This window comes from Salinivibrio sp. AR647 (assembly GCF_001995415.1).
In the GTDB taxonomy this organism is placed as follows: domain Bacteria; phylum Pseudomonadota; class Gammaproteobacteria; order Enterobacterales; family Vibrionaceae; genus Salinivibrio; species Salinivibrio costicola.
On sequence record NZ_MUFE01000002.1, the window covers coordinates 58383 to 78989 of the forward strand.

Sequence of the window (20607 nt, forward strand, 5' to 3'; positions counted from 1 at the left end):
GTTTAGTGTCAAGTTTTGACGCTGTATTCCGGACACACTGTGGCCAGTTTAATCAAGCGACAAGAGGCCGAACATGAATCGCAGCGTCATTCTTACCTGCGCCGTCACCGGTGCGGGCGATACCACGGGCAAAAACCCCAATGTGCCAATCACGCCAAAACAGATTGCCGACAACTGTATTGAGGCGGCGCGTGCTGGTGCCAGTGTCGCTCATATTCACGTGCGTGATCCTGAAACGGGCGGCATTAGCCACAACATTGATCACTTCCGTGAGGTGATGGAGCGCGTTCGCGAATCAGACGTCGATATTGTCATGAACATCACCGGCGGTGGTGGCGGTGATTGGGTGCCGGATGCCCAAGACCCAAGCCGTGGTGGCCCGGGCACCGATATGCAAACCCCAGCGGAGCGTCATGCGCCAGTGGGCGAGCTATTGCCTGAGCTATGTACCCTAGATTGCGGCAGCCTGAATTTTGGCGACATGGTGTACATCAACACCGCTGACTGGCTGCGCGAGCAAGCGCGTATGGTGCAGGCTGCGGGCGTGAAAGCCGAGCTGGAGTGCTTTGACTTAGGCCACGTGTGGTTTGCTCGCCAGCTACAAAAAGAAGGCTTGCTAGAGGGCGATCCGCTGTTTCAGCTTTGCTTAGGCATTCCTTGGGGCGCGGAAGCGGACACCGAAACCATGCTGGCCATGCGCAATAAGCTGCCTGAAAACGCCAACTGGGCGGCGTTTGGAATTGGTCGCCATCAGATGCCGATGGTGGCGCAAGCCATGTTGCTGGGTGGCCATGCGCGCGTGGGCTTGGAAGATAACCTTTATCTGGAAAAAGGGGTGATGGCGACCAACGGCGGCTTGGTAGAAAAGGCGAGCACCATCATTGAAAACCTTGGCGGTCGCATTATGACGCCCGCACAAACGCGCGGCGCGCTGAAACTGGTTGACCCTAAGACGGGCAAGCCGGTTGAAGGAGGTGACCAATGAGCAAGCAGTTAGCGGTTATCGGCACCGGTGTGATTGGTAATGGTTGGATTGCGCGTGCCTTAGCGCAAGGTTGGGACGTGGTTGCCTATGATCCTGACCCACAAGCGCCCACTCGCACCCGTGCCTTTGTAGCCAATGCCTGGCCATCGTTAGAAAAGCTGGGCCTTGCCGACGGCGCGGATCCTGCTCGGTTAACCTTTGTTGATAGCCTTGAGCAGGCGGTGAAAGAGGCCGACCTGATCCAAGAGAACGTGCCGGAGCGCATTGATATAAAGCGTGAGACCTTGTCGGCAATTGATGCGGCCGCGGCGCCAAACGCGATTATTGGCTCATCGACCTCTGGCTTTAAACCTACCGAGCTGCAGACGGATTGTCATAACCACCCAGGGCGGGTGATGGTGGCGCATCCATTCAATCCGGTGTATTTATTGCCGTTGGTTGAATTAGTGGGCGGCGAAGCCACCCAACCGGATCATATTGACTGCGCCCATGCACTTTACCAAGCACTAGCAATGCGTCCCTTGGTGGTTAAGCGTGAAATCGAGGGGCATATTGCAGACCGCTTGATGGAAGCGCTGTGGCGTGAAGCCTTGCACCTGGTGAACGATGGGGTGGCCACTACTGAAGAGATTGATGCGGCAGTAGTTTACGGCTGTGGCTTGCGTTGGTCGCTGATGGGCACCTTCTTAACTTTCCACCTAGCCGGTGGCGATCAGGGCATGCGCCATATGCTAGAGCAGTTCGGTCCGGCGCTAAAACTGCCGTGGACCAAACTTGAAGCGCCTGAGCTGACTGATGAGCTGATTGATAAAGTGGTGGAAGGCTGTGAACACCAAGCCGCGGGTCGTCCCGTTTCTGAGCTAGACCGTCGCCGTGACGCGTTTTTGGTCGAGCTTTTAGACTTGGCGCAGAAGTATTGGCCAGAGGCTGAAGGCTTGGAAGGGCGCATCTAATGGCACTATTAACGATAGACGTCGCGCCAGAATGGGTTGATTATAACGGGCACATGAACGATGCCGAGTACGCGCGCGTGTCCTCGCTGGGTGTCGATGCGCTAATGGCCACTATTGGCTTGGATGACGCCGGCCGCACCCAGCATCGCTATACCATTTATACCCTAGAAACCCATTTGTGTTACCGACGTGAGGCGCATCAAGGCCAGACCTTGGTGGTCGACGTGACCGTGTTAGCGCGTGATCAAAAGCGCCTGCACGTGTTTATGCAAATGTGTGATAGCCAAGGTGAGGTGCTGGCCACCAGCGAGCAGATGCTGATGGGCATCGATACGCAAACCGGTCGTCCCGCGCCTTTTCCAGATGTTGTGGCCAATCTCATCGAGACACTGCCTTGCGCGGTTGAGAGTGATTGGCCCGAGAGTGCCGGCCGTCGTATCGGGTTACCCAAGCGGTATTGAACGACGCTGCCATCGGGCGCTAAAGAGTTATCAAGTCCCGCTCAGTAGAGGCTGAGCGGTTAACGGGATCGCCGGCCCGACTTCCGGCTCAAGGAGGATTTATTATCGCTACGCCAACCCCACCACACTCACCCAAGCGTCGTGACAGCCACCAGGCTGAAACATCGACCGATTATACCGTCACCGAGCTCGCTCAGGATGGCTTCTTCCAAGGCATGCATCGTGGCATGACCATTTGCTCTGCACTGCTGGTGCTGGCTTTTGTGCTGTTTACCGGTTTTCAATCGGAGACGGCCAGCGTCCTGTTTGGTGCGACGCGCACCTGGATTGAAAGCACCTTTAGTGGCTACTACCTGGTCACTGTGATGCTGTTATTGACCGTGTGCGGTTTTATCGTTTTCAGCAAGTACGGCAATGTGCGCCTCGGCCCTGACGACAGCCGTCCGGAGTTTAGCAACTTCTCTTGGTTCTCGATGCTGTTCTCTGCTGGCATCGGTATCGGCATCCTGTTTTTTGGGGTGGCCGAACCCATTTTTTACCTCGATAACACCGGCGGATTTGGTTATCCCAACAATCCCCACGCCGATATGGCAGGCGCGGCCGCCATTGGTTACGAGCGTGCCATCGATGCGCTGCGGGTCACCGTTTTCCACTGGGGGCTGCATGGTTGGGCTATCTACGTGATTGTCGGCATGTCGCTGGCGTATTTTGCCTACCGTAAGCAACTGCCACTGGCGCTGCGCTCGGCGCTTTATCCTTTTATTGGCGAGCGCATTTACGGCGCTTGGGGGCATCTTTTCGATATCCTCGGTGTACTGGGTTGCGTGTTCGGCGTCGCGACCTCACTCGGTCTCGGTGTCAGTCAAATGGCGGTGGGGCTGGAGCGCCTGATCGGTATCACTTCCGGTTTGTCGACGCAGTTGATCTTGATTGCAGTGATTTCGGCGATCTCGATTGTGTCGGCGGTATCCGGAGTGCGCCGTGGGATCCGTATTATCTCCCAGATGAACATTTGGGTGTCGGTGCTGGTAGTGGGTATCTTTTTTATTGGCGGCCCCACACTTTGGCTGATCAGCGCGTTCGGCGAAACCTTGCTCGATTATGCAATTAACTTTATTCCGATGGGGCTGTGGTTTGCTGATGAGCCGGGCACGGTGGAGTGGCAGCAGGCCTGGACCATTTTCTATTGGGGCTGGTGGCTGGCTTGGGCGCCGTTCGTGGGTCTGTTTATCGCGCGTATTTCCAAAGGGCGCACCCTGCGTGAGTTTGTGTTGGGCGTGTTATTTGTGCCCACCTTACTGATCTTTGTCTGGCTGGTTATCTTCGGTGGCAATGCCATCTACCAAGAGCTGTATGCCAGTGGTGGCGTCGGCAGTGCTGGGATTATCGATTTGGTGAACGCTTGGGAGCTTCCCGCCGCATTATTTGCCGCAGCGGATGGGATCGTAGGTTCTGGGATGTTCGGCTGGATACTCTCAGCCCTGATGGTGTTCTTGTTGATGAGCTGGTTTGTGACCTCGTCTGATTCAGGCACCTTAGTGCTGACGACGATTTTGTCACTGGGTGATGAAGAGCCACCGAAGCGTTTCCGGGTGCTTTGGGGCGTGGTGATTGGCTTAGTCGCTGCAACGCTGCTGATGGCCGGCGGCCTTAAAGCGCTACAAACAGCATTGATCGCCGCGGCCTTGCCACTGAGCGTGGTGATCCTGGTGATGACCGCCGGGGTGCTGATCTCACTGTTTGGTGAATCGCGCCGCTCGCTTGTCGCGGCTAAAAAAAGCTAGCTGCCAAAAATAGCTGGCCGTGAAAAAATAGCGGTTTAAGGTGTCGCACCAAGACGCGCTAAACGCGAGACAAGCTGCTCATTCCGTTGCCGATTAAGGTGGTGGGGTGAGCGGCTTTTTTATCTATCTTGTTTTTCTTCTTTTACTGGCTTTGGGTTTTACGCATTTGACGCGGTGACACGCCGTAATGGGTGCGAAACGCGCGGGAAAAACTCGAGCTTGAGCTAAAGCCACAGGCCAATCCCACCGTTAACACATCGAGATCGGTTTCTTTAAGCAAGTAACGGGCACGATCTAGCCGCAATCCCAAATACCAGCTGCGCGGCGACTGATTAAGCTCGCTGTCAAAAAGGCGTTGTAGGTGACGAAGCGAGATACCACTGCGCTCAGCGACTTCTGCCAAGGACAAGGGCGATTCTATATGGCGCTCCATCACATCCACCGCGTCGACCAGACGTCGGCGATGGGTGCCCAAGCGGCGCGCTAACGTCATTCGCTGCTGATCGCGTCGAGTACGAATGCGCTCGTGTACCAGCTGCTCGGAGACGTCGATTGCCAACTGGTTGCCGTGACGACGCGCTATCACATCGAGCGCCATGTCCATTGCCGCCGCACCGCCTGCGCAGGAGAAGCGCCGCGGTCCCAGTTCAAACAGCTCATCTGAGGTTCTCACCTCTGGGAAGCGCTCTTGAAACGAGGGCAAACTTTCCCAATGCAGGGTGACCCGCTCGCCCTTGAGTAGCTCGGCAGCGGCCAACAAAAAGCAGCCGGTATCGAGTCCGCCCAGCACGCAGCCTGCCGCATCAAGACGGTGCAGCCAACGCATCAAAGGACGACTAAGGTAAGCTTCAGGATCAAAACCGCTACAGACCGCGAGTGAGGGAAGATCATGCACGGCGTCGATGGCTGTGTCGGCCAGCAGTGACATGCCGTTGGACGCCGTCACCGGCTTGCCGTCTTCACTGATCATTTGCCAATCAAACAGCGATTCGCCGCTGATCTGGTTGGCTATACGCAATGGCTCGACAGCAGAGAAAAAGGCCATCATCGAAAAGCGGGGGAGTAGCAGAAAACCGAGGCGTTCCGGCATTGGACCTGTGTATTCAAGGCGCATGATCACAAATGAACAAAGAATGGTAGAAATAATGATGAGGGGCGGCCACTGGCCGGGTCAAGCTAAGCCCACCATTTTCCTGAAAAAAAGCACAGACGCTCTTGGCTACCAAATGCGCGACGGTGAGGTGTACAAAAATTAACTAGACTGTATCGATATCACCAGAATATACTCCAATTCCTCTTTCTACATAAGGCATATTTTGTGGATCCAACACGCGTCGATTGTCACTCCCCTTCACTGGTACGTTGTCACCAACAAAGGACGCAGTCATGATTGAACCTATGATTACCCTCCTGCTCGGTCTTTTCTTTATCTTGTTAATTATTGCCGCCAATGGCTACTTTGTGGCGCAAGAGTTTGCCTATATGGCGGTCGATCGCGCAAAGCTTGCGACCTTAGCTGCGACGGGCGATGCATCGGCCAAACGGGCGCTGGCGGTGACAAAACGGACGAGCTTTATGCTATCTGGCGCGCAGCTTGGTATCACGGTCACCGGCTTGGTGTTGGGCTTTGTTGCCGAGCCGCTGGTCGGCGAGTCGATGGGGGTATTATTGCAACGGCTTGGACTGTCGTTGGAAACGGGGATCGCGATTGGCACCATGGCGACGCTTGCGGTGGCGATGATTGTGCAAATGATTTTGGGTGAGCTTTACCCGAAAAACTTAGCCATTGCCAATGCTGAACCCATGGCGCGTATGATGTCGCGGTCGACACTGATTTATATGTCGGTGTTTGGTTGGATCATCAGTTTCTTTGATAAATCCGCCAACCTGGTGCTGCGTATTGTGGGGATTCAACCGGTACATGATCTTGATATGAGTGCCTCAGAAGACGACTTACACCATATTATCGCCGACTCGCGAGAAAGCGGAGATTTGCCGGTGGAGTTGTCACTGATGATGGATCGGATCCTGGATTTTCCTGCGCGCGATGTTGAGCATGCAATGGTGCCGCGTTCGCAAGTTGATTGGGTGTCGCCAGAAACCAAGCTGTCCGAATTGTTGGCGCTGATGGCGCAAGCCCACACCCGTTATCCTGTGCTTGATGATAATGATGCGCCTGTGGGCGTGGTTCACCTGTCAGACGTCCTCGCGAAAACAGAGGCGGATTCAAATGATACCGTGGCGTCAGTGATGCGTCCTGCCAGTGTTCTCCCCACATTAATGCCGTTGCCAAATGCGCTAGATCAGTTGGTGCGCACGACCAATCAACTGGCGTGTGTGATTGATGAATATGGCGGCTTTGCTGGTGTGTTAACGATTGAAGATTTGGCCATGGAGATCGTGGGAGAAATTACCGACGAGCATGATAGTGATCATGCCGAGGCGGTTATCCCTGAAAGTGACAATGTCTGGTTGATGGATGGTGATGTGCACATCGACGAAGTGGAGCGTGCGATTGGCTATGATCTGCCGCGGGACGATGTCGAAACCATTGCAGGGGTATTGATTGCGGCATGTGGCGCATTGCCAGCTGTAGGGGACACGGTGACCATCGCGCTGCCGATTGATCCATCCGAACTGGCAGAGAGTCAGCCGATCGTGCGTCATCTTGAGGTGGATGTGTTAAGCATTGAGCGACATATCCCCACGTCGGTGCGGGTTACGCTCATCGAGCAGCCCATTGCGGAGGATAACCAATGACTGATCCTTTGATGGTTAGTGTTGTCACGCTGGCTTTGATTGTATTGAGTGGCTTTTTTGTCATTATCGAGTTTGCCTTGATGGGTGCGCGTCGACATCGTTTGGAAGAAATGGCGGTTGAGAGTGGGTCGGCGCGGGCAGCGCTGCGTGGCATGAATGATTTGACCTTGATGCTGGCAGGAGCGCAATTAGGGATCACCTTTTGTACCTTTGCACTCGGGGCGGTCACCAAGCCGGCGGTAGATGTATGGTTAGGGCCCGTCTTTCTCGCGGTTGGCTTACCCGCTTGGGCGGCTGATGCGGCGGCCTTCGGGTTTGCGCTGTTCGTGGTGACATTTTTGCACCTCGTCGTGGGTGAGATGGCACCGAAATCTTGGTCGATTGCTCATCCAGAAAAGTCAGCACTGGCAATCGGTGTTGTCTCGCGTGCTTATGTGTGGCCGTTACGTCCGTTACTTCGCTGGGTCAACCGTATTGCCAATCGCTTGGTGAAAGCCTCAGGGGTTGAGCCAGTAGAAAGCGCCGCGGTAGGGGGACAAGATATTCAAACCATTCGTCAATTGGTTGAACACTCGGGCAAAGTCGGCACCTTGCAACCAGCGATTCAACGACAATTATCGGGGTTGATCGATCTGAGTTCGATTGCGATCGAAACCTTGGTTACCCAGGGACAGGTGATGGCACATGTTGATAAACATGCAACGGTCGCAGAGGTGCGCGCTGTCGCCGTGTCGTCAGGGCATCTGCGTATTTTGGTGTTTGGTAACAAAGGGCTTAAGCCATTGGTGGTTCACGTCCGGGATACGCTACTCGAACCGGCAGACCGACTCGCACGCGATGTCGCTCGCAATGCCTATGTTTTGGATGCCAACACCCCCATCTACGAAGCGCTAGCGCGCATGCGTGAAGCTAGCGTTCAGCTTGCGGTGGTGAGTAAAGAGGGGGAAATGATTGGCGTGGTGACGCTTGCGGATATTTTAAAACGCGTGCTTCCCGTCACGGCAGCAAGTTAAAAGACAGTGCGCCATGATTAAAAAAAACGCCACAAGTGATTGTGGCGTTTCTATTGCTATCGTTTCTATTGCGAACGATGGTGACGAGATTTGATGCCTCCACCGGGGCGCTGATGTTTTTCGAGCGGTTGGCTTACCAGCCTTTCACCACCGCCCCGTCAAAGATTTCCATCGCCGCGTTGTAAACCGCGTCAGTTTGGTAAGCTTTAACAAACGTCTTGACGTTTTCTGCGTCTACGTTGTCTTTGCGGGCTACAATCAGGTTCACGTAGGGTGAGTCCTTCCCTTCAACAAACAGGCCGTCTTTGCTTGGGGTTAGGCCGATGCCAGCGGCAAAGGTATTGTTGATGATGGCAATATCCACGTCTTCCAGTGAGCGAGGCAGTTGTGGGCCTTCCAGTTCAATAATTTCAATGTTTTTCGGGTTTTCAACGATATCGAGCTTGGTAGCGCTGATGCCAGCACCTTCTTTGAGTTTTAGGATGCCTTGCTGCTCAAGCAGTAGTAATGAACGGCCGAGGCTAGCAGGGTTATTCGGCACGGCAATTTGCCCGTCTTCTGGGAGATCGGCCACGCTATCTAACTTATAAGAATAGGCCGCAATCGGATACACAAAGGTGTTGCCAGCAATCGCAAACTCGTAGCCGCGATCTTTGATTTGTGCATCTAAGTAAGGCTTGTGCTGAAAAGCATTCACATCAACCGATCCATCGTCCAATGCTGCGTTGGGCGACACATAATCGGTAAAGGTGATCAGCTCAACGTCGAGGCCTAACTTCTTGGCTTCTTTTACTGCGTGCTCGGCCACTTGTGCTTCTTCGCCTGCCATCACGCCCACGGTGATGCTGTTGGCATCGCTAGCGGCTTGCTCTTTTTCTCCGCACCCGGTGAGTAGGAGTGTGGAGGCGAGGCCTAAGGTGGTTAAAAGTGTTTTAATGGTGGTCTTCATTGTCTGTCTCCCTTGATAAAATTGTCCGTCGTTTACGGTAAGTGTTGTGTTTTATTATCGGTGATCGGTTCGGCGTACCAAGTAATCGCCTAAAGATTGTATGGCTTGTACCAGCACGACTAGCATGACAACGGTGATCAGCATAACCGTGGTATCAAAGCGCTGGTAGCCGTAGCGGATACCGACATCGCCTAGGCCGCCACCGCCCACGGCTCCAGCCATAGCAGAGTAGCTGACGAGGGTGACCAAGGTAATGGTTGCGCCATTAATAATGCCAGGTAGCGCTTCGGGTACGAGTACTTTATAGATAATTTGCAATGGGGTAGCGCCCATGGCTTTGGCTGCTTCTTCTAGTCCCGGTGGCAGCTCTAAAAGCGCCGCTTCGACCAGACGTGCAACGAAAGGGATGGCGCCCACTGTCAGCGGGACAATTGCTGCCGCTGTTCCAATCGAGGTGCCGACGAGCAGGCGGGTAAAGGGAATAATCGCAACCAACAAGATAATAAAGGGGATCGAGCGACCAATATTCACCACCGCGCCGAGCGCTTGATTAAACTTGGGTTGCGCTAGCAGCCCGCCTTTTTTGGTGACGTGTAGCATCACACCTAATGGGATCCCAATGGCAAAGCCTATCAGGCCGGAGGCAAAGACCATATACAGGGTTTGACCTGTCGCTTCGGCAAGCAAGTTAAGCAGGGCGTTGTTTTCGTTGACCCAATTTATAAGTTGATCAATCAACATAGCCAAGTACCTCCGTGTTGACATGGTGCTGGTTGAGATAGTGGATGGCGTCTTCGACCGCTTTTTTCGGGCCCATAATCTCTGCCAGTAGTAAGCCGAATTTGACGCCGCCAGCGTAGTCGATATCAGAGCTTAAAATGCTGATGTCGATATCAAACAGCCTTGATATTTGACTGATCAATGGATCATCCACGGTAGCGCCGGTAAATTCTAGGCGCACCAAGGGGTAGCTGCCGTCAAAGTAGGTATCTTTTAAGCGTTGGGCATAGTCATAAGGCACCGATAAATCCAAGGTTGAGCGGATAAATTGTTTCGCTAAGTCGGATTTCGGATGGGCAAAAATGTCGCCCACTGGGCCAGATTCGACCAATTCACCGTCACCARTAATGGCAACGTCGTGACAAATGCGCTTCACCACGTCCATTTCGTGGGTGATCAATAAAATGGTCAGGTTGAGCTTTTCATTAATGGTTTGTAGCAGTGACAAAATCGATTGTGTCGTAGCAGGATCCAGTGCGCTAGTGGCTTCATCACACAATAATACGTCTGGGCTTGGCGCCAGTGCGCGGGCAATCGCGACACGTTGTTTTTGTCCGCCACTGAGGCTAGCCGGATAGACATGACGCTTATCGGCTAAACCAACTAAATCGAGTAACTCGGTGACTCGGGTTTCGATCGCGTCACTGCTCGCGCCGCTCAGTTCAAGCGGTAGAGCGATGTTGTCGAAGACCGATCGCGATGACAGTAGGTTAAAGTGTTGGAAAATCATCCCGATTTGACGGCGAGCTTGGGTTAGATCGCGATTGGATAACGCGGTGAGGTTAACGCCTCCTACCTTTACCGTGCCGCTGGTTGGGCGCTCGAGCAGGTTAACCATTCGGATCAGCGTACTTTTGCCGGCACCAGAGGCACCGATCACACCAAATACTTTTCCTTTCGGGATAAATAAGTTGATGTCGTTAAGGGCATGAATTCGGCGCTCCCCGAGTTCGAATACCTTGTTGAGTTTGGATATCTCAATCATCACATGTCCTTGGCGATAAATTTGATCACAGCCGACTGACTCAGCGGTCTATCCCGCGCTCTTGCTGTCGTTCTGGTTATTGATGCTATGAGTTAGGTAAAATGAAGTCAATGGATATTTTTACTTCTGGACGTCTAAATGGCAATAAGGCTAATCGGTTGGTTATAAATAAAACAGTCAACGAGATCTCAAGCGTGCTTGATCTCATCGACTAAAGCGTGTTCACTAATAGCCTTTCTAACTCTTTGTTCTGATTAAGTGATATGCCAACTGCCTTGATTGATACCACGATGTTGACGCTATTTATTCCCACCTTCTTTTTTGTGTCAATCACACCGGGAATGTGTATGACACTATCCATGACCCTGGGGATGACTATCGGAGTTAAGCGTAGCCTACATATGATGTGGGGCGAGCTCATTGGCGTCGGTCTTGTGGCGGTTGCGTCAGTGGTAGGAGTGGCGGCCGTGATGCTGAACTATCCTAGCGTGTTTCAGGTGTTTAAGTATGTGGGGGGCGCGTATCTGGCGTATCTCGGCGTACAAATGTGGCGATCGCGTGGCAAAATGGCAATTCCAAAGGAAGAGGCGTCGGCGCCGAATGATATCTCTGCGTTATCGTTGGCGGCACAAGGTTTTGTCACTGCGATAGCCAACCCGAAAGGCTGGGCATTTATGATCTCACTGTTGCCGCCGTTTATTAACCCTGCGATCTCATTGCCCAGCCAGCTGAGCGTGCTGGTGTTGATCATTCTTTGCACGGAATTCAGTTGTTTAATGTTGTATGCCAGCGGTGGGCGCACCTTACGTCAGTTTTTGCAGCAAAAGGGTAATGTGCAATTGCTGAACCGAATCGCCGGCACCTTGATGATCGGTGTCGGCTTTTGGCTGGCGTTGGGGTAATTAACGGCCGTGATGGTGTGTAATCACTCTGCAAAATAGTGCTTTGGCGGTCGCTAAAATCGCATCCGGGAAGTCATAGTCAGGGTTGTGCAGCTGTGGGTGGTGCTCGCCGCTGCCAATGCCAAATAATGCGCCGGGCCAGCGGGCAAGAAATTCGGCGACATCTTCTGACCAACGCATGGGCCCCTTAAGCCAGTGAACCTCTAACCCCAGCGATTGCGCCGCGTTGACCACGACTTGGTTATGCGCTGTGCTGTTTTCGGCGGCAATAAACGGCTCGTGCCAACTTAGATCCACGGTTAATTTTGCTCGGTCGGCGATGGCGTTTACGTGATCGACTAACCGGGTTTGCATGGCATGAAACGTGGCGTTGTCGTCGCTGCGTAGGGTCGCCATCACGGTGGCCTCGCCGGGCGCAACGCCAAACGCGGGGTCGCCAAGTTGGGCGTGAACTAGCGTCACTAAGCTGAACGTGGAAGGATAAGCGTCAGGAAGTTGTGTAAGCATACGCATCACGTCACTCATGGCGTTTGCCGGGCTGACCCCGCGCTCTGGGTAAGCGGCATGGGAGGTTTTGCCGTGCAACCGAATCGCAACACCGGTTGAGGCGCAGGCAAAGGTGCTTGGGCGCACCACTATCTGATGTTGGGCAAAGCCTGGCAGATTATGAAAGGCATAAACATTGTCGATGTGGCGGGTTACTAAAAGCGGATCGGCACACAGACGTGCTGCACCTTCGCCGGTTTCTTCAGCAGGCTGAAAAGCGAGAATGACAGTCCCCTGTTTAGGGGGTGTTTGGCATAGCTCGGCAGCGACGGCAAGCAAGGCGGCAGCATGGCCATCGTGACCGCAGGCATGCATGATGCCATCGTGACAGGATGCATAATCAAGTTGGGTGTGTTCGTGAATGGGTAACGCATCAAAGTCGGCGCGTAACAAGGTGGTTGGCCCTGGCTCGCGACCTGCAATGTCTACCACAATACCGTGACCGCCCACGTCGGTATGGGGGGTGAGACCAAAGTCGCGCAGTTGGGCAGCAATGGTGCGCGCACTTTGCGCTTCGTGATTCGACAGTTCAGGGTATTGGTGCAGGGCATGCCTAAACGCTAAGGGATCAAAATCAATCGCCATCATCGACTCCAAAACAAGGATGGAAAGGCTATGCTAGATCGCTTTGGAGCGTCACGTTGTGAAGTTAAACGCAAAAAAAAGCCAGCAACATGTGCTGGCTTTTGCTCTTTCTGGGCTGAGCGTGGGTTACGCTTGGCCGTTGTCTTCGGCTTGCTTAGCCTGAATCGCTGTCAGTGCCACGGTATAGACAATATCGTCAACCAAGGCGCCACGTGACAGATCGTTCACTGGCTTACGCATGCCTTGTAGCATTGGACCGATAGAGACCAACTCGGCAGAACGCTGTACCGCTTTGTACGTGGTATTACCTGTGTTCAAGTCGGGGAAGACGAACACGGTGGCTTTACCGGCAACAGGCGAATCTGGCGCTTTTGATTTCGCGACATTTTCCATGATAGCGGCGTCGTACTGAAGCGGGCCATCGATGATCAAATCAGGACGCTTCTTTTGGGCAAGACGGGTGGCTTCGCGGACTTTATCCACGTCTGCCCCTTTGCCTGAGCTACCGGTCGAGTAAGAGATCATCGCTACGCGAGGTTCAATACCGAATGCCGCGGCAGAATCGGCAGATTGGATCGCGATTTCAGCCAGTTGTTCAGCATTTGGATCCGGGTTAATCGCACAGTCACCGTATACCAGCACTTGCTCAGGCAGCAGCATAAAGAATACTGATGAGACCAAAGAAGCGTTCGGTGCGGTTTTGATGATTTGCAGCGGTGGACGGATGGTGTTAGCGGTGGTGTGAACCGCGCCCGATACCAGGCCATCCACTTCGTTCGCTTCTAGCATCATGGTACCCAGTACCACGGTATCTTCGAGGTGCTCTTGGGCAATGACCTCGGTAATACCTTTGCTCTTACGCAGCTCGACCAAGCGTGCCACGTATTTATCGCGTGCTTTTACCGGATCGATAATTTCGACGCCAGCGCCCAAGGTCACGCCTTGCTGATCGGCAACGCGTTTGATTTCTTCTGGGTTACCCAAAAGCACACACTCGGCAATTTTACGCTCGGCACAGATAGCGGCGGCCTTGATGGTGCGTGGCTCGTCACCTTCGGGTAGCACAATGCGCTTAGCGGCTTTACGTGCAAACTCGGTCAGCTGATAACGGAATGCGGGTGGACTGAGGCGACGTTCGCGGTTCGACCCTGAGCTGAGTGATTCAATCCAGTTGCCATCAATGTGGCCAGCAACGTGGTCGTTCACAAACTCAACACGGGCTTTATCGTCAGCCGGCACTTCAAGGCTAAAGCTTTGCAGATTGAGCGACGTCTGCCAGGTGTTACCTGCAGTGGTAAATACTGGAAGACCGGTTTCAAACGCGCGGTCACACAGGGCTTTTAACTGATCAGGGATGGCATAACCACCGGTCAGCAACAAGGCACCGATTTCTACGCCGTTCATCGCAGCTAGACACGCGGCGACGATCACGTCAGGGCGGTCAGCCGAAGTCACGAGCAAGGAGCCTGGGCGGAAGTGTTCAACCATATTAGGGATTGAACGCGCACAGAAGGTAATGCTCTTGATGCGACGTGAGTGAATTTCGCCTTCGTTGATAATGGTGGCGTTCAAGTGCTTGGCCATATCGCTAGCACGGGTCGCGATCAGGTCGATTTTCCATGGCACACAACCCAGTACACGGATTGGGCTGGAGTTGAAAATCTGCATCACTTCAACGTTAGTTGGACGTGCGCCGTCCGCTTCGTCAAAGATTTCTGACAGGTCAGGGCGCGTACGACCTGCATCATCAACAGGCGCGTTAAGCTTGTTGATGATCACACCTGAAATGTTGCCGTTTTTGCTGCCACCAAAGTTGGTGCAGGCAAACTCGATACGCTCTTTAAGCTGGGCAGGGTTGTCAGTGCCTGGGGTGGTCACAAACACGATTTCTGCATCCAGTGTTTTGGCGATCTCGTAGTTGATCTGGTTCGCGAAGGGGTGGTTACGTGTGGTGACCAAGCCTTCGACGAGCGCAACTTCTGCGTTTTCAGTGGCACGAGTAAAGCGCGCGAGCACTTCTTCGAGCAGCACATCTTCTTGATCCGAGCGCAGCAGGTTTTCGGCTTGGTTCATTGACATCGATTCGGCGACTCTCATATCACTGTTGGCGTGAATGATTTCCGTCGTCAGATCGGTGACGTCAGTGTCGCTACCGTGATGTGGCTGAGCAATCGGTTTAAAAAATGAGACGCGGACGCCTTTACGCTCCATCGCTCGCATGACGCCAAGGCTGACACTTGTCAGGCCGACGCCGGAGCCGATTGGAATTAGCATAATAGTACGGGACACGTTGACTTCCTCTTACTATCTGGTTGGCGTGCCGGATGGTCCGGCACGAATACAAAAACGGCTGAGTGGAATCAGCCGTTGGAAATGGTCTTACAGGCCAGTTAGGCGCGCAGTGTCTTGCGCAATCACCAACTCTTCGTTGGTTGAAATCACCATCGCAGGCACGCGGCTTGCGTCGGTAGTGATCACGCCTTCGCCGCCAAAGCGGGCTTTCAGGTTGCGCTCTTTGTCGACCTCAACACCCAGCAGAGCTAGGCGCTCGAGTACCAATTCGCGGATTGGGCCTGWGTTCTCACCGATGCCGCCGGTGAAGACAATCGCGTCCAGGCGGCCGTCGAGGGTCGCGGTGTAGCTGGCTACGTACTTGGCAAGACGGTGGCAGAACACGTTCATTGCACGTGTTGCTTCTTCTTTCTCGCCGTAGTTATCTTCAACAAAGCGGCAGTCAGAGGTCACTTCGGTCAAGCCTTGCAGGCCAGACTCTTTGGTAAGCATGGTGTTGATTTGCTCAACGCTATAACCGAGTGCATCGTGCAGGTGGAAGATAATCGCTGGGTCTAGGTCACCAGAGCGGGTGCCCATTACCAAGCCTTCCAATGGGGTCATGCCCATTGAAGTATCGACCGATTTGCCGTTTTTAATCGCACATACTGACGCACCGTTACCAAGGTGGCAGTTGATGATGTTCACTTCGTCGACAGGCTTGCCAAGTTGCTCAGCGGCCGCGTTGGCGATAAAGAAGTGAGAGGTACCATGCATGCCGTAGCGACGAATGCCGTGCTCTTTATAAAGATTATAAGGCAGCGCATACAGATAAGCTTCTTCTGGCATGGTTTGGTGATACGCGGTATCGAAAACAGCGACATTTTTCAGCGCAGGGAAGGCTTTTTTCGCCGCCTCAATGCCAACGATATGTGCTGGGTTGTGCAATGGCGCGAAGCTCGCTGCATCGTGGATCCCTTTGAGCACCTCGTCCGTAATCAATGCTGACTGGGTAAAATGCTCACCGCCATGAACAACGCGGTGACCGATAGCACCCAAGTTCTCGGCCAGTTCAGGCTTCGAGGCCAGAATTGTGTCTACAATGAAGGTGAGGGCTTCAGTGTGCGCGGCGCCGTTGCCCAGTAGGGCTTCATGCTTACCGTCCATTTTCCACTTAATGCGGGCTTCTGGAAGGTTAAGGCATTCGGCAAGACCGGTAAGATGCTCATCGCCTGATTGTGCGTCGACAATGGCGAACTTCAAAGAGGAGCTTCCGCAATTGAGTACGAGAACCAGCTTTGACATGTATGACTACCTATGTTTCGTGAGACAGAGTGTATGGAATAAAAAGGATAGTGGACAAATTGAGACACTACCTTTTCAAAAAAGAATTATCTCATGCCTTGTCGCGGGGAAAGAATTATCGTTATCCGTCCTGGATAAGTGAACGCTCCATTGAGTACAACCGGATTGGGTTGCGAGACAATCGAATCCGAGCAACAATGATAAAAGTGCGCTAAGGATAGCGGGACTTGATCCAGATAACAAAAATTTTTTGAGCGATATGGGTTAAATTTTAAAGTTTTTAAACAATTTGTTTAGTTTTTATTGTAAAAGTTGAGTGACAGCCCCTTTCGGTCACACTGAACAAGTGAGGTAGGTATGACAACGAACAAATCAATCTGGCGCTGCCTGCAAGACGGTCAGAAATACATGCAAGAATGGCCGATGAAAAAGGAATTAGCGCCGGTTTTTCCTGAAAATCGTGTGATCACCATAACGCGGTTCGCGATCAAGGTCATGCCTGCTATTGCCGCAATCAGTGTGTTGCTTCAAATGGCAGCAAACAATGTACAAGGCATGCCGCAAGCGGTGATTGTGGCGCTATTTGCGCTGAGCTTGCCGCTTCAAGGGCTGTGGTGGCTGGGACGCCGCCGTGATACGCCGCTGCCGCCGGCTTTGGCGGGGTGGTATCGCGAACTGCATCAAAAGATCACCAGTGAGGGGCACGCGATGCAGCCGATAAAAAGCCAACCGCGATACAAAGAGCTAGCGCAAGCATTGAGCCGGGCGTTCAAAGTGGATCGCGCAGCATTAGAGCGTTGGTTTTAACCTAACCGAAATGCGCCGCTCACCCAGGCAACACACGCCGACCTCAGGGTCGGCGTTTTTATTGGTCGGTGATGGATGCGTGGCTTAACGACACTGCGGCGCGCCTTGCCCTTTCATTTGGCTGACTGCTTCGCGCATTTCATCCATCGACTGCCAGCGCTGGGGCAAAGGCATGACCTTTAAGCGAAGATCCTTGGCGTTGTCGGCAAGCTTTGCTTGATCACTCACCGCGGTGATCAGTGCAATGGTCAGGTCGGGATTTCGCGCTTTTAATTGTGCGGCTGTTCCTAAGCCTTCGGCAATATGAAAGCGGCCCGCGATGTGGACAATTTGGGTATCTGGGTGACGGGCGTGATAATCGACCATGCTTTCTGCCATGGTGGCATCCCAGGCGAGTTGCGCGGCAAATTGATCGTCGGTTTGGGTGGGAGTGCCATGATGCATATTGGCTTTAAACTGACGTTTATACGGTGAGTCTTGGGTATCAATCGTCGCGGCAAACCACTGACGCTGCTGGTCCGGCAATTTATCTAAGTAAGCCAAACCTTGTCGACCAATACAGCTAACCATGCGTTTAGGGGCGTTAGCGGCAATCACGTCAAATTGACGCTGTTTAGCTAGCTCGATCAACGGGCGATAGCTGCCATTGTAGTTGTCCCATGCATTGGCTCGACGCTTAAGCGTGTCTTCGCCAATGTCGCCGGCAAGGTATTGATTCACCACTGGCTGGGCATCACGGCTGAATTGCTCCATGGAAAGCGCGACAGAATGACGTGAGGCAAGTTGGTTGAGCAACTCGGTTTGAAAACGGTGCACCCCAGGATGGCTGTGCCATTCACCGATCAGAACAATATCCGCTTTTTCGACGTTGTCAGCCACTTGAGTCAAGCTAAGTGACTGCCCTTGGGCGGTGGTCACTTGATAGTCAAATAAGGTATTAATAGACGCCGATGTCGGTTGCGATGCCGCTGCGACACTGACGAGGCTTAGTACTAAGCTGGCCGCCAATAGCCACTGAGTGGCACGCAGTGGCAAAAAGCGCGGCTTCAAAAAGCGGTCAATCACGCCCTTTTTTGTCCATGGTGAGCAAGTGTGCATCACGCTTCTCCTTTGGCCGAGTCAATCTCTGTGTGATGACGATACACACGCAAGGTAAAGTCGGCTTCACAGTGAAAGCCGTTGGCATTGGCTAACGTTTCACGCCATTCATCGGAGGCGCGCCAGGCAAGCGGTGTCATCTGCAGCAGGGTGAGGGCTTGCTCGCCTGTTAATGTCATCGGGTAATGCAGTGAGCGCTCACTTTCAAGCTGGAAACCGGGCAGGGCCTCTGCTGGCGTTTCGTGTAACCGGACCTCATCATAGATACCCGCCTTAAGCTGAAATAGATGACGTGGACCAGGGGTGACGGTGACAACAACGCCACCGGGCTTGATAACACGATCAAGCTCGTCGCCATTGCAGGGCGCATAAATACGCACCACACCGTCAAGGCTGTTGTCGGCAAACGGCAAGCGTTGCGATGAGGCGACCGAAAACTGACATTGTGGATACCATTTCGCGGCATAGCGCACGGCGATTTTGGCGATATCCAGCCCATAAATAGACCACTGTTGTGCGGCTGTCTGATCGGCGATGGCGTGGGTGTAATACCCTTCACCACAGCCCACATCCAAGATCGTCTGGTGCTCGCCATTCAGTGCCTGGGTGAGGGCATCAATCATCGCTTGGCGCATGGGCGCATAATGGCCAGCGTTTAAAAATGCGCGGCGGGCTTGAGTCATGGCTTTGTTGTCGCCCGGATCTTTGGAGCGTTTAAATTGCACCGGTAATAGGTTGAGGTAGCCCTCTTTGGCGCGATCAAATTGATGATTGGCAGCGCAATAAGCACCACGTGGCTTGGCTTGCAGGGGCTGTTGGCATAGCGGGCATCGATAAATCATGGCAGAGTCTGTGTCTTGTCTTTGATGCGCTTAAGGGTACGGGCTTGTGTGACGTTCGACAAGTTTGCGCCGTGAGAAATCAAAAAGCCGCCCACAAGGACGGCTGCATTGTTACCTTTTCCCTTTCACTAGGCGGCGAGGATCTTTTCGATCTCGGTTAGGCTTAAGTGAAATTGACGCGGGCACTGACGCCAAACGTCGAGCATACGACGGTATTTGTCACGCATTGGCATTTGACTGTTAAAGCAGTGCTCTCCTTGATCGAACTGCGGATAAAGCCCCTCAGTATCGACTAAAAAGCGCACATAATGCACCAAAGCCCCTTCGGTTGCTGCGTCAAAGCCCCAGAACTGCACGCGACGTGGCGATAATGCCGCTTGGTTGGTATCGTCAAGGAGGTGATAAGAGGCCTGCATCGCATGGTGCATTTCCATGATATCAATCACTTCGCGGCATTGGGTTTCGCAGAGTGCTTCAAACTGGCTGATCACCTCGTCCATTTGCAACGCGTAGCCGCGCTCAATGATGGTTTGTAGGCGACGGTACTTTTCGCCATTAGAGGGATCGAGGTGGCACATTAACTGGTACTGGTTAGATAAAATTAAACGTTGTGCAGGGGTCATATCCATTGCGGTTGGCCTCTTAACTCTCGAAGTTACAATAGTCGTTCATCAAACGATGAGGGTATGGACAGAGATTAGCAGCTCTTTATCGCTGAAATCTTGATCTGAGCTATGTCCGTAGCACGTTTTTCACCCGCATAAGGGATTGGGTAAAAGATCGTTCATGAAGGGGACGTTATGTTTGAGTGGGCTGATGTCAGTGGTTGGCAATGGATAGGTTGGTTAGGCTGGGCAGGGGTATTATATGGAACCTATCCACGTGAGTTTTTTCCTAAACTGCGCCAGGAAGTGGGTTATCAGCATTTAGCGTTTTCATCGGCGGTGGTGCTGTTTGCGCTTTGGGCGTTGCAGGCGGGGATCAAAGAGGGGCTCGATATCCACTTTCTGGGCGTGACCACGTTAGCCTTATGCCATGGTTGGCGCATTGCCATTTGGATTACCACCGTGCCGCTGGCACTGATGGGGCTCTTTGGTTTTGTCCCCGTCGCTGATATGGGGATGACGGCGCTTACCACGGCGATACTGCCTATTGTGTTCAGTTATGCGATTTTCGCACTGAGCTACCAGTATTTAACCCGCCACCTTTTTATCTATATTTTTATTGCGGCGTTTATCGGTGCGGCGCTGACCATTGTGTTCCAGCTATCGGTGACCTCGCTCTGGTATTGGGCTGCCGATCGTCATAGCTGGCATGAGATTGTGCATAACTACCTGCAAATTGCACTATTGATGTGGTTCCCCGAGGCGCTGCTTAACGGCATGGCGGTGACGGTGATGGCGGTGTATCGCCCCCATTGGTTACGCACCTTTTATGACAGAGAGTATTTGTCGCCAGAGCGTTGATGGCACAGCGCTTGGGTATTTATGGATTCTATCCATTAAATTTTCTTATTGAGACCAATAAAAACGTTCGCTGTATTTATCTCAAATAATGGCACATATTAGCGGCCCCGGCCGT

19 protein-coding genes are annotated in these 20607 nt (G+C 53.1%); 9 read left to right on the top strand and 10 right to left on the bottom strand.

Annotation, left to right across the window (positions count from 1 at the left end):
- Nucleotides 1-73 precede the first annotated feature (73 nt).
- The 4 genes from BZG76_RS02820 to BZG76_RS02835 all read left to right on the top strand — a co-directional run bounded on the left by BZG76_RS02820 (nt 74) and on the right by BZG76_RS02835 (nt 4183).
- The gene (locus BZG76_RS02820; RefSeq protein ID WP_077460086.1) at nt 74-985 is read left to right on the top strand and encodes a 3-keto-5-aminohexanoate cleavage protein; all 912 of its coding nucleotides are present in this window, start codon (nt 74-76) and stop codon (nt 983-985) included.
- A complete protein-coding gene (locus BZG76_RS02825) occupies nt 982-1938 on the top strand; it encodes an L-carnitine dehydrogenase (RefSeq protein WP_077460087.1) in 957 nt (318 codons plus the stop codon). The genes BZG76_RS02820 and BZG76_RS02825 overlap by 4 nt, the downstream gene beginning before the upstream one ends.
- On the top strand, nt 1938-2399 hold the full coding sequence (locus BZG76_RS02830) for a thioesterase family protein (protein ID WP_077460088.1): 462 nt from the start codon (nt 1938-1940) through the stop codon (nt 2397-2399). Before BZG76_RS02825 ends, BZG76_RS02830 begins: the two co-directional genes overlap by 1 nt.
- Before the next feature lie 227 nt (nt 2400-2626).
- The gene (locus tag BZG76_RS02835; RefSeq protein ID WP_198532293.1) at nt 2627-4183 is read left to right on the top strand and encodes a BCCT family transporter; all 1557 of its coding nucleotides are present in this window, start codon (nt 2627-2629) and stop codon (nt 4181-4183) included.
- 142 nt (nt 4184-4325) lie between these two features.
- On the opposite strand, the gene BZG76_RS02840 is transcribed toward BZG76_RS02835, so the two are convergent.
- A complete protein-coding gene (locus BZG76_RS02840; protein WP_198532294.1) occupies nt 4326-5273 on the bottom strand; it encodes a GlxA family transcriptional regulator in 948 nt (315 codons plus the stop codon).
- 296 nt (nt 5274-5569) lie between these two features.
- Here BZG76_RS02840 and BZG76_RS02845 point away from each other — a divergent pair, with 296 nt between their 5' ends.
- Both BZG76_RS02845 and BZG76_RS02850 read left to right on the top strand, forming a co-directional pair.
- Nucleotides 5570-6943: a hemolysin family protein gene (locus BZG76_RS02845; protein WP_077460091.1), complete on the top strand. Its 1374-nt coding sequence runs from the start codon at nt 5570-5572 to the stop codon at nt 6941-6943.
- On the top strand, nt 6940-7956 hold the full coding sequence (locus tag BZG76_RS02850; protein ID WP_077460092.1) for a CNNM domain-containing protein: 1017 nt from the start codon (nt 6940-6942) through the stop codon (nt 7954-7956). The genes BZG76_RS02845 and BZG76_RS02850 overlap by 4 nt, the downstream gene beginning before the upstream one ends.
- A 133-nt stretch (nt 7957-8089) precedes the next feature.
- Here BZG76_RS02850 and metQ read toward each other — a convergent pair whose 3' ends face one another.
- The 3 genes from metQ to metN are packed head-to-tail and all read right to left on the bottom strand — an operon-like array spanning nt 8090 to nt 10670.
- A complete protein-coding gene (metQ, locus tag BZG76_RS02855; RefSeq protein ID WP_077460093.1) occupies nt 8090-8905 on the bottom strand; it encodes a methionine ABC transporter substrate-binding lipoprotein MetQ in 816 nt (271 codons plus the stop codon).
- A 54-nt stretch (nt 8906-8959) separates the two neighbouring features.
- Complete coding sequence (locus tag BZG76_RS02860; protein WP_021023981.1) at nt 8960-9646, bottom strand: methionine ABC transporter permease; 687 nt, start codon at nt 9644-9646, stop codon at nt 8960-8962.
- Nucleotides 9636-10670: a methionine ABC transporter ATP-binding protein MetN gene (gene metN / locus BZG76_RS02865; RefSeq protein ID WP_077460094.1), complete on the bottom strand. Its 1035-nt coding sequence runs from the start codon at nt 10668-10670 to the stop codon at nt 9636-9638. Before metN ends, BZG76_RS02860 begins: the two co-directional genes overlap by 11 nt.
- A gap of 263 nt (nt 10671-10933) precedes the next feature.
- On the opposite strand from metN, the gene BZG76_RS02870 reads away from it, so the two are divergent.
- Nucleotides 10934-11572, top strand: coding sequence for a LysE family translocator (locus BZG76_RS02870; protein ID WP_077460095.1), 639 nt, complete (start codon nt 10934-10936; stop codon nt 11570-11572).
- Here the strand turns inward: BZG76_RS02870 and BZG76_RS02875 are convergent, their stop codons facing one another.
- From BZG76_RS02875 to BZG76_RS02885, 3 genes are all read right to left on the bottom strand, one after another.
- Entirely contained in the window at nt 11573-12703 is a 1131-nt protein-coding gene (locus tag BZG76_RS02875; protein WP_241824032.1) for an amidohydrolase, read from the bottom strand.
- 126 nt (nt 12704-12829) lie between these two features.
- A complete protein-coding gene (pta, locus tag BZG76_RS02880) occupies nt 12830-14977 on the bottom strand; it encodes a phosphate acetyltransferase (protein ID WP_077460097.1) in 2148 nt (715 codons plus the stop codon).
- 105 nt (nt 14978-15082) lie between these two features.
- Nucleotides 15083-16279, bottom strand: a complete 1197-nt coding sequence (locus BZG76_RS02885; protein WP_077460098.1) for an acetate kinase — start codon at nt 16277-16279, stop codon at nt 15083-15085.
- A gap of 357 nt (nt 16280-16636) precedes the next feature.
- Here BZG76_RS02885 and yfbV point away from each other — a divergent pair, with 357 nt between their 5' ends.
- Nucleotides 16637-17086, top strand: coding sequence for a terminus macrodomain insulation protein YfbV (yfbV, locus tag BZG76_RS02890; RefSeq protein WP_077460099.1), 450 nt, complete (start codon nt 16637-16639; stop codon nt 17084-17086).
- Between the two features lie 84 nt (nt 17087-17170).
- On the opposite strand, the gene BZG76_RS02895 is transcribed toward yfbV, so the two are convergent.
- The 3 genes from BZG76_RS02895 to BZG76_RS02905 all read right to left on the bottom strand — a co-directional run bounded on the left by BZG76_RS02895 (nt 17171) and on the right by BZG76_RS02905 (nt 19655).
- Nucleotides 17171-18184, bottom strand: coding sequence for a ChaN family lipoprotein (locus BZG76_RS02895; RefSeq protein WP_241824033.1), 1014 nt, complete (start codon nt 18182-18184; stop codon nt 17171-17173).
- The gene (gene rlmA / locus BZG76_RS02900) at nt 18184-19026 is read right to left on the bottom strand and encodes a 23S rRNA (guanine(745)-N(1))-methyltransferase (RefSeq protein ID WP_021023991.1); all 843 of its coding nucleotides are present in this window, start codon (nt 19024-19026) and stop codon (nt 18184-18186) included. Before rlmA ends, BZG76_RS02895 begins: the two co-directional genes overlap by 1 nt.
- A gap of 128 nt (nt 19027-19154) precedes the next feature.
- Nucleotides 19155-19655, bottom strand: coding sequence for a YfbU family protein (locus tag BZG76_RS02905; RefSeq protein ID WP_077460100.1), 501 nt, complete (start codon nt 19653-19655; stop codon nt 19155-19157).
- A 171-nt stretch (nt 19656-19826) separates the two neighbouring features.
- Here BZG76_RS02905 and BZG76_RS02910 point away from each other — a divergent pair, with 171 nt between their 5' ends.
- On the top strand, nt 19827-20492 hold the full coding sequence (locus BZG76_RS02910; RefSeq protein ID WP_021023993.1) for an energy-coupling factor ABC transporter permease: 666 nt from the start codon (nt 19827-19829) through the stop codon (nt 20490-20492).
- The last annotated feature ends 115 nt before the right edge of the window (nt 20493-20607 follow it).

Coding starts and splice junctions, on each gene's coding strand:
- BZG76_RS02820 (WP_077460086.1), top strand. CDS start 74: ATGAATCGCAGCGTCATTCTTACCTGCGCCGTCACCGGTGCGGGCGAT.
- BZG76_RS02825 (WP_077460087.1), top strand. CDS start 982: ATGAGCAAGCAGTTAGCGGTTATCGGCACCGGTGTGATTGGTAATGGT.
- BZG76_RS02830 (WP_077460088.1), top strand. CDS start 1,938: ATGGCACTATTAACGATAGACGTCGCGCCAGAATGGGTTGATTATAAC.
- BZG76_RS02835 (WP_198532293.1), top strand. CDS start 2,627: ATGACCATTTGCTCTGCACTGCTGGTGCTGGCTTTTGTGCTGTTTACC.
- BZG76_RS02840 (WP_198532294.1), bottom strand. CDS start 5,273: ATGCCGGAACGCCTCGGTTTTCTGCTACTCCCCCGCTTTTCGATGATG.
- BZG76_RS02845 (WP_077460091.1), top strand. CDS start 5,570: ATGATTGAACCTATGATTACCCTCCTGCTCGGTCTTTTCTTTATCTTG.
- BZG76_RS02850 (WP_077460092.1), top strand. CDS start 6,940: ATGACTGATCCTTTGATGGTTAGTGTTGTCACGCTGGCTTTGATTGTA.
- metQ (WP_077460093.1), bottom strand. CDS start 8,905: ATGAAGACCACCATTAAAACACTTTTAACCACCTTAGGCCTCGCCTCC.
- BZG76_RS02860 (WP_021023981.1), bottom strand. CDS start 9,646: ATGTTGATTGATCAACTTATAAATTGGGTCAACGAAAACAACGCCCTG.
- BZG76_RS02870 (WP_077460095.1), top strand. CDS start 10,934: ATGCCAACTGCCTTGATTGATACCACGATGTTGACGCTATTTATTCCC.
- BZG76_RS02875 (WP_241824032.1), bottom strand. CDS start 12,703: ATGGCGATTGATTTTGATCCCTTAGCGTTTAGGCATGCCCTGCACCAA.
- pta (WP_077460097.1), bottom strand. CDS start 14,977: ATGCTAATTCCAATCGGCTCCGGCGTCGGCCTGACAAGTGTCAGCCTT.
- yfbV (WP_077460099.1), top strand. CDS start 16,637: ATGACAACGAACAAATCAATCTGGCGCTGCCTGCAAGACGGTCAGAAA.
- BZG76_RS02895 (WP_241824033.1), bottom strand. CDS start 18,184: ATGCACACTTGCTCACCATGGACAAAAAAGGGCGTGATTGACCGCTTT.
- rlmA (WP_021023991.1), bottom strand. CDS start 19,026: ATGATTTATCGATGCCCGCTATGCCAACAGCCCCTGCAAGCCAAGCCA.
- BZG76_RS02905 (WP_077460100.1), bottom strand. CDS start 19,655: ATGGATATGACCCCTGCACAACGTTTAATTTTATCTAACCAGTACCAG.
- BZG76_RS02910 (WP_021023993.1), top strand. CDS start 19,827: ATGTTTGAGTGGGCTGATGTCAGTGGTTGGCAATGGATAGGTTGGTTA.